The sequence below is a fragment of the Cohnella sp. GbtcB17 genome (assembly GCF_019091135.1).
Classification (GTDB): Bacteria; Bacillota; Bacilli; order Paenibacillales; family Paenibacillaceae; genus Cohnella.
In genome coordinates, this window is sequence record NZ_JAGXJW010000078.1 from 16,116 (window position 1) to 27,344 (window position 11,229).

At 64.3% G+C, this 11,229-nt stretch carries 11 protein-coding genes; 10 read left to right on the forward strand and 1 reads right to left on the reverse strand.

Features of this window, described 5'->3' with window-relative positions:
• The first annotated feature begins 3 nt into the window (after positions 1–3).
• Together disA and pssA are read left to right on the forward strand one after the other, a co-directional pair.
• Positions 4–1,098, forward strand: coding sequence for a DNA integrity scanning diadenylate cyclase DisA (gene disA, locus KVT38_RS29930; protein WP_483298204.1), 1,095 nt, complete (start codon positions 4–6; stop codon positions 1,096–1,098).
• A gap of 145 nt (positions 1,099–1,243) precedes the next feature.
• The gene (gene pssA, locus KVT38_RS29935; RefSeq protein ID WP_217597418.1) at positions 1,244–1,984 is read left to right on the forward strand and encodes a CDP-diacylglycerol--serine O-phosphatidyltransferase; all 741 of its coding nucleotides are present in this window, start codon (positions 1,244–1,246) and stop codon (positions 1,982–1,984) included.
• 146 nt (positions 1,985–2,130) lie between these two features.
• Here pssA and KVT38_RS29940 read toward each other — a convergent pair whose 3' ends face one another.
• Positions 2,131–2,526 carry a nucleoside triphosphate pyrophosphohydrolase family protein gene (locus tag KVT38_RS29940; RefSeq protein ID WP_217597419.1) on the reverse strand — a complete coding sequence of 132 codons (396 nt, stop codon included), beginning with the start codon at positions 2,524–2,526 and terminating at the stop codon, positions 2,131–2,133.
• Positions 2,527–2,780: 254 nt separating this feature from the next.
• Between KVT38_RS29940 and KVT38_RS29945 the strand changes: the two genes are divergently transcribed.
• The 8 genes from KVT38_RS29945 to rlmB form a co-directional block, all read left to right on the forward strand.
• On the forward strand, positions 2,781–3,890 hold the full coding sequence (locus KVT38_RS29945; RefSeq protein WP_217597420.1) for a PIN/TRAM domain-containing protein: 1,110 nt from the start codon (positions 2,781–2,783) through the stop codon (positions 3,888–3,890).
• Between the two features lie 205 nt (positions 3,891–4,095).
• The gene (gene ispD, locus KVT38_RS29950; RefSeq protein WP_217597421.1) at positions 4,096–4,800 is read left to right on the forward strand and encodes a 2-C-methyl-D-erythritol 4-phosphate cytidylyltransferase; all 705 of its coding nucleotides are present in this window, start codon (positions 4,096–4,098) and stop codon (positions 4,798–4,800) included.
• On the forward strand, positions 4,797–5,276 hold the full coding sequence (ispF, locus tag KVT38_RS29955; RefSeq protein WP_217597422.1) for a 2-C-methyl-D-erythritol 2,4-cyclodiphosphate synthase: 480 nt from the start codon (positions 4,797–4,799) through the stop codon (positions 5,274–5,276). The genes ispD and ispF overlap by 4 nt, the downstream gene beginning before the upstream one ends.
• Before the next feature lie 25 nt (positions 5,277–5,301).
• Entirely contained in the window at positions 5,302–6,786 is a 1,485-nt protein-coding gene (gene gltX, locus KVT38_RS29960; protein WP_217597423.1) for a glutamate--tRNA ligase, read from the forward strand.
• Positions 6,787–7,502: 716 nt separating this feature from the next.
• Positions 7,503–8,312, forward strand: coding sequence for a serine O-acetyltransferase (cysE, locus tag KVT38_RS29965; protein WP_217597424.1), 810 nt, complete (start codon positions 7,503–7,505; stop codon positions 8,310–8,312).
• A 6-nt stretch (positions 8,313–8,318) separates the two neighbouring features.
• Positions 8,319–9,722: a cysteine--tRNA ligase gene (cysS, locus tag KVT38_RS29970; RefSeq protein ID WP_217597425.1), complete on the forward strand. Its 1,404-nt coding sequence runs from the start codon at positions 8,319–8,321 to the stop codon at positions 9,720–9,722.
• Complete coding sequence (locus KVT38_RS29975; protein ID WP_217597426.1) at positions 9,719–10,204, forward strand: Mini-ribonuclease 3; 486 nt, start codon at positions 9,719–9,721, stop codon at positions 10,202–10,204. Before cysS ends, KVT38_RS29975 begins: the two co-directional genes overlap by 4 nt.
• A 395-nt stretch (positions 10,205–10,599) precedes the next feature.
• A partial coding sequence (rlmB, locus tag KVT38_RS29980; RefSeq protein ID WP_217597428.1) for a 23S rRNA (guanosine(2251)-2'-O)-methyltransferase RlmB occupies positions 10,600–11,229 on the forward strand: 630 nt, incomplete at its 3' end.

Here is an 11,229-nt window from a genome sequence, read left to right on the forward strand (position 1 = left end):
CGCGTGACGAAGGAGATCAAAGACAAAGAACGCGAGCAGCAGGACGTCATGAACCAGCTGCTGCGGATTGTCGCGCCGGGCACGCCGCTGCGCGACGGACTGGAGAACGTATTGCGCGCCAAGACCGGCGCGCTCATCGTCGTCGGCTACGGTCCGGAGGTGATGGAGGTCGTCGACGGCGGCTTTTCCATCAACTGCGACTTCAGCCCGAACTATTTGTACGAACTCGCCAAGATGGACGGCGCGATCATCCTGAGCGAGGATGCCAAGCGGATCTTGTACGCCAATACGCAGTTGATCCCGGACCCGTCGATCTCCTCGATCGAGACGGGCATCCGGCACCGCACGGCGGAGCGGGTGGCGAAGCAAACCGGTCAGCTCGTCGTCTCCATCTCCCAGCGGCGCAACATCATCACCCTGTACCAGGGGCAATTGCGCTATGCGCTCAAGGACATGGGCGTCATCCTGACGAAGGCGAACCAGGCGATTCAGACGCTGGAGCGGTACCGGGTGGTCTATACGCAGACGCTGACGGACCTGTCGGCGCTGGAGTTCGAGAACCAGGTGACGATGCACGAGGTCGTCTACGCGCTGCAGCGCGCCGAGATGGTGCTGCGCATCCGGATGGAAATCAAGCGGTACGTGCTCGAGCTGGGCAACGAAGGTCGTCTGATCAATATGCAATTGGAAGAGCTTGTCGGCCATGCCGAGGAGGAGGCGCGCCTCCTCCTCAAAGACTTCGCCAAGGACGCTTCCGAAGATCGAATTCGGGAGATTCAGCACGCGCTCAAGAAGCTCAGCTCCGACGAGCTGCTGGATTCGGTGCTGATCATCCGGCTGCTTGGCTACGTGTCGCTGAGCGCCGTAGCCGAGGAGGGACTGCCGTCCCGCGGCTACCGGATCCTGGGCAAGATCTCGCGGCTGCCGGCCGTCATCATTCATAATCTCGTCGATCGCTTCGGCTCGCTGACGCGAATCGCCCAAGCTTCGATCGAAGAGCTCGACGAAGTCGACGGCATCGGCGAAGTCCGCGCCCGCGCAATCCGCGACGGATTGAAGCGAATCCGGGATCAGGTGTTCATTGACAGACAGATATAGGCATCATACAATGGGGAATGTTGCCTGCGGAGACGATATCTGCAACCGCTCGCAGCCGGCTCTTAGACTAGCCCGCCCGGGCGACTGTCGTCCCAAGCGTTGGCGATCGGCCCGATCGGGTATAGTAAAGTAGAGGTGAAGTCCAATGTTTACAAAGTCGTTGCCGAACCTGTTCACCATAGGCAATTTATTTTTAGGCGTACTATCGATCATATTGGCGTTCAACGACCGCGCGGACGGCGCGGCCTTGCTCGTCATCATCGCCATGCTGCCCGACGGTCTCGACGGCCGGGTGGCCCGGGCGCTGAACGTCCAGAGCGAGTTCGGCAAGGAGCTGGATCCGCTGTCCGACGTCATCTCGTTCGGCGCCGCGCCGGCCTTCATTATGTATCAAGCCGCCTTTACCGACGTCAATCCGGCGCTCGCCTGGATCATCACCGCGATCTTCCCGGTCTGCGGCGCCTTGCGGCTCGCCCGCTTCAACGTGATCGAGGGCATCCCCGGCTACTTCATCGGTCTGCCGATTCCGGCGGCCGGCGGCGTGTTGGCGGCGCTCGCCCTGTTCCACAACGATCTGCACGTGTACCTGCTGCTCGTGGCCACGCTGGCGCTGTCCTTCCTTATGGTCAGCAGCCTGAAGTACCCGAACTTCAAGAAGCTCGGACTGCCCAAGGCCGCGATCTGGGCCGTGCCGCTCGTCATCGCGGCTGCGGTGATTCTGGCGTTCATGTTCCCGCGGGCGATCCCGAACTTCATCCTCGTGATGCTGCTGCTGTATGCGCTCTGGGGCCTAAAAAAAAACGTTGAGCGCTTGTTCTCCGGCGCCTACAAGCGGCTTCGCCGCAAACGGCGCAAAAACGAGGAGCGACCGCGCCGCGGCGCATAGACGCAGCGCGTTGCTTGGCGGCGTTCGCTCGTTCGCTCGCCGAGACTTTAATCGCTCGTTTGCCGCTGCCTCATGACGCAAAAGCCGTCCTACGCCATACGGCGCGGAACGGCTTTTTTGCGTTGTATGCGGTCGGTCGCCCCGGCCTATGTCAGGTTAAACCAGCCGAGGGTGCTGCATTTTTCCGATTCCTTGGTGACGACTTCATCCAGGTTGACGCCAAGCAGATTGCAATAAGCGGACAGATAGAACAGGTTCTTGCCCATCTCCGAACGAATGATATCGGCGCATTGCTCGCAAAGCTCGCCCGACATATGGGACTTGGTCTGGCGAATGGCTTCGCCGAGCTCCAGATCGGGGGAGAAGCCTTGCTGCTTGGCGCTCAGCTCGATGCATCCGCATTCGGTGATGGACTTGGACACAGCCCGGTTGACCGAAGCGTTCGACTGGCTGTACTTGGTCATGACATCCAGCAGACTGCGGTGACGAAGCAGAAGCTCGGACACCTGCTGCTGAAATTCCTGCAGTGTTGGCGCGCTCATTCCATCCACCTCGGTTGCCCGTATTGGCGTTGCTTAGAACTCATTATAGAACAAGGGCACCGGTATTACAAAGCGTAAAGCGCTTGAAGGGATGCGAATCCCTGCGCCGAAGCGCTCGAGGCGGCTTTCCGTCGTTCAGCTGAAATCCGCCGAACGCTCCCGTCGGCCCCATTTTCCGCTCCCGAGACAGGGTTAATCCGCCTGAATTTGGACCATACTGGTAGCAAATCAGGTTATTCTTGGGAGTGATTCTTATGTTGATGAAACGATTGATACAAGCCTTCGGGCTGCTGGCGGGCTTTGCGATCGGACAAGGCTTTGCGTCCTCTGCGAGCGTGTCCGGCGGCGGGGGGCGGTCGTCCTGGATGGGCGGCGCACTCGGCGCGGCGGCATACGGCGGAGGAATCGGCGCATACGCTGCCTGGATCGGCGCGGCGCTCGGCTTGCTCGTTGCGACGGCTTGCGCGGGACCGCTCTCGGAGCTGCTGCGCAAAGGCGTCGACCGGCTCGCGGGGATGCCGGCCACGCAGCTGATCGCGGGGCTGGCGGGCGGCGGTACGGGGCTTGTGCTTGCGATGCTGCTCATGCCGTATCTCGGCGCGGTGCCGCGCGTGGGCGCGCTGCTCTCGGCGGCGACGGCGCTGGCGTTCGCGTACGCAGGAACGCATATCGGCCTGCGCAAGCAGGAGGAGGTCGCGGGCTGGGGCGCCGACCGGCGCAAGCCGGAGCCGGCGGCCGCAGATGCGCCCAGGTACGAGGAGCATAAAATTTTGGATACGAGCGTCATCATCGACGGCCGCATCGCCGACATCTGCAAGACGGGTTTCATCGAGGGGACGCTGGTCATCCCCGAGTTCGTCCTGGAGGAGCTGCAGCATATCGCGGATTCGTCCGACCTGCTCAAGCGCAATCGCGGCCGCCGGGGGCTCGACATCCTGAACAAGATTCAGAAGGAACTGGACGTGAAGGTGCTTATCTACGAGGACCCGGGCGACGAGTCGGGAGAGGTCGACAGCCGCCTCGTGAAGCTCGCGAAGGCGATGCGGGGCAAGGTCGTCACCAACGACTTCAACCTGAACAAGGTGTGCGAGCTGCAGGGCGTATCGGTTCTGAACATCAACGATCTGGCCAACGCCGTGAAGCCGGTCGTGCTGCCGGGCGAGGAGATCGTCGTGCAGGTCATCAAGGACGGCAAGGAACACGGGCAGGGCGTCGCCTACCTCGACGACGGCACGATGATCGTAGTGGAGGGCGGGCGCGACTTCATCGGCACGACGATGGAGGTGCTCGTCACGAGCGTCCTGCAGACGTCCGCGGGGCGGATGATCTTCGCGAAGCCGAAGCTGCTGGAGCGGGCTTTGTAAAAAGGCGTGCGTGCCGGGCCGCTGCAACGCGCCGGCGCAGGTGCGTCCGGCTTGCCCCTCTTGGAAAATGAACGCCGACCGGGTATGATGGAAGGGTATACGGGCGGGACCCGCTGGGGTCCCGTCCTTCTTCACGATTGCGGACGGCGCGGCGTTTTTTAGGTTGCCTGTCCGCACTCATGCCGAGGCGAAAGAGGGCGTGGACATGGATTGGGGAGCGGTCATCGTCGCGGCGGGCAGCGGCAAGCGCATGGGCGCCGGCATGAACAAGGCGTACCTGCCGCTGGACGGGCGCCCGGTGCTGGCGCATACGCTGGCTGCGTTCGAAGCTTGCGAAGCGGTGAGCGAGATTGTGATCGTGGCGGCGGCCGGCGAAGAAGCGCAGGCCGAGTCGCTTGCTCGCGCGCATAGCATCCGCAAGCTGACGGCGGTCATTGCCGGCGGCGCGGAGCGGCAGGACAGCGTGTACGCGGGACTCGCGGCGCTGCGCGTCGAGGGCGCGCTCGTCCACGACGCGGCACGGCCGCTCGTGACGCCGGAGCGGATCGCGGCATGCTGCGCGGCCGCGGCTGCGCAGGGTGCGGCGGCGTTGGCGGTGCCGGTCAAGGACACGATCAAGCTGTCCGACGGCGCCGGGATGATCGTGTCCACGCCGGAGCGCAGCTTGCTGTGGGCGGTTCAGACGCCGCAGGCGTTTTCCCGGGCGGAGCTGATGGAAGCGCACGAGCTGGCGAGGCGCGAGGGCGCCGCCGCGACGGACGACGCGATGCTGCTGGAGCGGCTTGGCCGCAAGGTGGCGATCGTGGAGAGCGATTATGCCAACTTGAAGATAACGACGCCGGAGGACCTGCCCATCGCCGAATTGCTGCTGGCAAGGCGCCGGCGCGACGGATTGGAGCGAAACGAATGATTAGAATCGGACAAGGCTTTGACGTGCATCAGTTGACGGAAGGGCGCCTGTGCATCATCGGCGGCGTGAACATTCCATATGAAAAGGGACTGCTCGGTCACTCCGACGCCGACGTGCTGCTGCACGCCATCAGCGACGCGGTGCTCGGGGCGCTGGCGCTCGGCGATATCGGCAAGCATTTTCCCGACACGGATGAGGCCTTCAAGGACGCGGACAGCGTCGTGCTGCTCGAGCGGGTGTGGGCGCTCGCGACGGAGCGCGGCTACCGGCTGGGCAACGTCGACGCGACGATCATCGCGCAGGCGCCCAAGATGGCTCCGCATATTCCGGCAATGGTCGACGTGATCGCGCGCGCACTCGGCGCCGCGGCCGATCAGGTGAATGTGAAGGCGACCACCTCGGAGCGGCTCGGCTTCACGGGACGGGGCGAGGGCATCGCCGCGCAGGCGGTCGTACTGCTGGTCAAGCAAGACTAATGACGGGAACTGGAGGGACATGGACATGAGCAATCAACCGGCCGGCAAAGTCCGGGTTCGTTACGCGCCGAGCCCGACGGGGCATCTGCATATCGGCAACGCGCGCACCGCTATTTTTAACTACTTATTCGCTCGCCATCACGGCGGGGACTTCATCATCCGCATCGAGGACACCGACGTCAAGCGCAACGTCGCGGGCGGCGAGGAGAGCCAACTGACGTATCTGAAGTGGCTCGGCGTCGACTGGGACGAGAGCGTCGATCGCCACGGCGATGTCGGTCCGTACAGACAGACCGAGCGTCTGCACATTTACGACGAATTCACCAAAGTGCTGCTCGACCGCGGCCTGGCGTACCGCTGCTATGCGACCGAGGAGGAGCTGGAGGCGGAGCGCGAGGAGCAGCTTGCCCGCGGAGAGACGCCGGCCTATTCGGGCAAATACCGTGATATTACGCCGGAGCACGAGGCGCAGCTGGTGGCGGAGGGCCGCATTCCGGCGATTCGTTTCCGCGTTCCGGAAGGTCGCACGTATACGTTTAACGACATGGTGAAAGGCGAGATCACGTTCCGTTCGGAGGACTTCGGCGACTTTGTCATCGTCAAGCGCGACGGCATTCCTACCTACAATTACGCGGTCGCCGTGGACGATCACCATATGCGGATCAGCCATGTGCTGCGCGGCGAAGACCATATCACCAACACGCCACGCCAGCTCATGATCTACGAAGCGCTTGGCTGGGAGCCGCCGGTGTTCGGCCATATGACGCTTATCGTGAACGAGAGCCGCAAGAAGCTGTCCAAGCGCGACGAGTCGATCGTCCAGTTCATCGAGCAGTACGACGGTCTCGGCTATTTGCCGGAGGCGCTGTTCAACTTCATCACGCTGCTGGGCTGGTCGCCGGAGGGCGAAGAGGAGATCTTCACCCGCGAGCGGCTGATCGAGATCTTCAAGGCGGAGCGCCTGTCCAAGAGCCCGGCCGTATTCGATACGGCGAAGCTCAACTGGATCAACCAGCATTATCTGAAAAGCGTATCGCCGGAGCGCTTGCTCGAGCTGTGCTTGCCGCACCTGAAAAAGGCGGGGCGCATCGCCGAGCGGCCTGACGAGCAGGAGATGGAATGGGCGGCGGCGCTCGTGACGCTGCTGCGCGAGCATCTGCGCTACGGCGCGGAGATCGTGCCGCTGTCGGAGTTGTTCGTGCGCGAGCAGGTCGAAGTCGACGACGAAGCGCGCGCGGTGCTGGCCGATCCGCAGGTGTCGGCGGTGCTGAACGCGTTCGCGGGACAGATCGAGGCCGCCGGCGAAGAAGGGTTCACGGTCGAAGGCATGAAGGCGCTCATCAAGGCCGTGCAGACGGAGACGGGCGCCAAGGGCAAGGGCCTGTTCATGCCGATCCGGGTGGCGCTGACCGGCCAGATGCACGGACCGGACCTGAACGGCACGATCTGGCTGCTCGGCCGCGACCGCGTGCTCGCGCGGCTGCGGGAGACGGCGGCTTCGCTCGGCTGACCGCGGGCTGCGGGGTGCCCTGCCAAGGGTGGGCGTTTTTGCAGGGATAACGGACATTTTTGCCGCTATTGACCTTGATGGCCGAGAGTGGTGTAGCGATAGCGGCCTTTCGTGCCGCTATTGGCCTGGGATGCAGCGAGCGGTGGAGTGATAGCGGCCTTTCGGAGCCGCTATCGCCTTCGAAGGCATCGCTTTCAGCGAGGATAGCTTGCCGCCCCTCTTCTCCGCGGTCCGCATCGGAGGCCATCGCGCCCGCCCAAGCCACTTGTCACCTGCCTGACGTTGCACTATACTTGCTGTAATAGCGACGAACAGGAAAGTACGCCACGACGAGGAGCGGCCAGAGAGGACTGCCTAGGGTGAGAGCAGTCTCGTATCCGACGTGGGGGAAATGCGCCTGGGAGCCGCAGCGCCGAGCGAAGCGCCGGACGCTGCCGATTCGATTCCTTCGAATCGGCCGGCCGTCTGGCTTGCGTTAGGCGTTGCCGGGGGGCCCCGTTAACGGCCGAATGAGACGGGCGATTCGCCGCGCCTTGCTGGAAGAGCAAGAGCGCCGATCGCGCCAAGCAGAGTGGGACCGCGTCCGCAAGAAGACGCCTCTGCAGCGAGAGCTGCCGGGGCGTCTTTTTGCGCACGGCGCGACGCCCGCGCGGCTCCCGCGATGGATTTCGCATCTCTCGGCAATTATGGCAGCACACTTCAAGGGGGGAGAACACATGGGCTTCTGGGAGACGGTGCGTTCCGACGTAGAAGCGGTGTTCGAAAACGATCCGGCGGCCCGGAGCCGGTTCGAGGTCATCTTCACGTATTCGGGGCTGCATGCCATCTGGGCGCATAAGATCGCGCACGGCCTTTTCAAGAGAAGATGGTTCACCGCTGCGCGCGTCATCTCGCAGGTGAGCCGGTTCATGACCGGCATCGAGATTCATCCCGGCGCCAAGATCGGCCGCAAGCTGTTCATCGACCACGGGATGGGCGTCGTCATCGGGGAGACGTGCGAGATCGGGGACGAGGTCGTCATTTACCAAGGCGTGACGCTCGGCGGGACCGGCAAGGAAAAAGGCAAGCGCCACCCGACGATCGGCAACCGGGTCGTCATCGCTTCGGGCGCCAAAGTATTGGGTTCGTTCAAAGTGGGCGACAATTCCAATATAGGCGCGAACTCCGTCGTGCTCCGCGAGGTGCCGCCGGACAGCACGGTCGTCGGCATTCCGGGCCGTGTCGTGAAGCGGGGCGGCCAGCGGATCGGCGACCGCCTCGACCATACGAACCTGCCGGACCCGGTCATCGAGACGTTTCGCTTCATGCAAAAGGAGATCGACGACCTCAAAGGCGAGCTGGAGCATTTGAAACGGGAGCGCAGCGGATACTTCGATCCGCCGCCGCTCGAGCTCAAAGCCAAATGCGACTCGTCCGCCGCAGGCGACGACGGCAAGCCGGCCGAAGGCGAGGCGGCGCAGGAGCAAGACCGCCAAGCTGAACCTGTTTATTCTTCCGCCCGTTCAAGAACTTCAAAGGAGCCATAATCGACCATGACCCTTCGCATTTACAATACGATGACCCGCGAGGCCGAACCATTCGTGCCCCAGCAGCCCGGCCAAGTCACGATGTACGTATGCGGACCGACCGTATACGGGTATATTCATATCGGGAACGCGCGTCCCGTCATCTTCTTCGATGTCGTGCGCAGATACATGGAGCATATCGGCTACAAGGTGAACTATCTGACCAACTTCACCGACGTCGACGACAAGATGATCCGGCGCGCCGAAGAGATGGGCATCACGGTGCCCGAGCTCGGCGAGCGCTTTATCCAGGCGTTCATCGAGGATACGACCGCGCTCGGCGTCGTTCCGGCCACGCAGAATCCGCGGGTGACGGATACGATCCCCGAGATCATCTCGTTCATCCGGACGCTCGAGGAAAAAGGCTACGCCTACGAGAGCGGCGGAGACGTCTATTACCGGACCGCGCGGTTCCCCGACTACGGCAAGCTGTCCCACAAAAACCTCGCGGACCTGCAGTACGGCATCCGGATCGAGGTCGACGAGCGCAAGGAGTCGCCGCAGGACTTCGTCCTCTGGAAGGCGGCCAAGCCGGGCGAGATCAGCTGGAGCAGCCCTTGGGGCGAGGGGCGTCCGGGCTGGCACATCGAGTGCTCGGCGATGGTGCTCAAGTACGCGGGCGAGACGCTCGACATCCACGGCGGCGGCAACGATCTGCAGTTCCCGCACCACGAGTGCGAGATCGCGCAGTCGGAGGCGCTGACGGGCAAGCCGCTCGCGCGCTATTGGATGCACAACGGCTTCGTCAACATCGACAACGAGAAAATGTCCAAGTCGATCGGCAACGTCGTCAACCCGCGCGAGCTGCTGCAAAAGACGAGCGCCCAGGCGATCCGCTATATTATGCTGACCGGCCATTACCGGAGTCCGATCAACTTCAGCGAGGAATCGGTCGCGCAGGGCGAAAACAGCGTGCAGCGCCTTGCCAATGCGCGCGACAATCTGAAGCATCGCCTGTCCTCCGTCTCCGAGCTGGTGCCGGCCGATCCTTCCGTCGCGCCGCGGCTCGCGCAGTTCCGGGCGGCGTTCGACGCCAAGATGGACGACGACTTCAATACGGCCGACGCGATCACGGTGTGGTTCCAGACGGTGTCCGACGCCAATAACTATCTCAAGCGCGACGCGGCGTGCGCGGCCGACATCCATGCGTATCTGGAACTGATCGCGGAGTTCGACAAGGTGCTCGGGCTGCTGCCGCCGGAGGCGGGCGCCGAGCTGCTGGACGCGGAGGTCGACAGCCTGATCGCCGAGCGCGCCGACGCGCGCAAGCGCCGCGACTTCGCGCGGGCGGACGAGATTCGGGACCTGCTCGCGGACAAGGGGATCATCCTCGAGGATACGGCCCAGGGGATGCGGTGGCGCCGGAAATGACGGAGCTTCGCACAAACGCGCCGCCGCTTCCGGTCATCGCGCCGGAGCTGCCGGCGGACCAGCCGGTCAACCTGCTTAATCCGATCGTGCTCGCCTACGTCGGCGATGCGGTGTTCGAGGTGTACGTCCGTCAGCGGTTGATCGCTTCCGCGTCGCGCAAGCCGCACGAGCTGCACAAGGCGGCCACCCGGTACGTGTCCGCCGCCGCGCAGGCGCGGCTGCTGGCGCGTTGGGGGCCGCTGCTGACGGAGGAAGAGTCCGATATTGCGAGGCGCGGCCGCAACGCGAAGTCGGGTTCCCCGCCGCGGAATGCGGATCCGGGCGATTATCGCCACGCGACCGGTTTGGAAGCGCTGGTCGGTTATTTATATTACCGCGGGGAGCGGGAGCGGCTCGAGGCGTTGATCGGGCTGGCCTTCGAACCTGAAGATACGAAGCCGGAGGGGTCCGCGGGACCCGGGCGAAAGGAAGAGACGACATGAGCAGCAATCGCAGCAATCGCCCGGGAGGACCGGGGAAAGCGGACCGTCCGGCGAAGGGAGCCGGCGGGCCGTCCGCCTATGGAGGGACGAGCGCGGGAACCCGGGACGGCCGCCGGCAGGCAGAAGGCCGTTCGGGCGGCCGCGACGCTGGGCGGACCGCCGACCGACGTGCGGCGGACAAGCCGGCTGCCGGCGGCGCGCGCAAGCCCGCGGGCGGCTACAAGCCCGGCTTCGCGGCGGACCGCAGGGGCGGAGCCGGCCAGCAGGCGCAAGGCCGCCGGCACGAGGCCGACGCGCCGGAGCGCGAGACGCGCGTTCGCGTCGCCGCGTATGAGGACGACGCCGCCGACGCCGCGGCGTCGGACGGGGAAGACGCAGCCGAAGGCGAGCAATATCTGGCCGGCAAGCATCCGGTGCTCGAGGCGCTCAAGGCGGGCCGGGCTCTGAACAAAATTTGGCTCTCGAATCAGGCGCAGAAGAGCCTCGTTCAGCCGATTTTGGAGGAGGCCAAAGGGCGCGGCGTCGTCGTGCAGTATGCGGACAAGCGCAAGCTGGACAGTCTGGCGCCGGGCATGCAGCATCAGGGAGTCGTGGCGCAGGCGGCGGCGGTATCGTATGCCGAGCCGGAGGAGCTCCTCGCGCGGGCGGCCGAGCGCGGCGAGGCGCCGCTCATCGTGCTGCACGACGAGGTCGAGGACCCGCACAACCTCGGCTCCATCCTACGGTCGGTCGACTGCACGGGCGCTCACGGCGTCATCGTGCCGAAGCGCCGCAGCGCGAGCCTAACGGCGGTCGTTGCCAAGACGAGCGCGGGCGCCGTCGAGTACGTGCCCGTCGCGCGGGTGTCCAACCTGGCCCAGACGATCGACCGGCTGAAGGAGGCCGGCGTCTGGATCGCCGGCGCGGCCGGCGAAGCGAAGGACGACGTTTATGCGACCGATCTGACCGGGCCGATCGCGATCGTCATCGGCAGCGAGGGCAAGGGCGTGGCCCGCCTGAGCCCCGGGAAAGGGGGTTTTCTAATC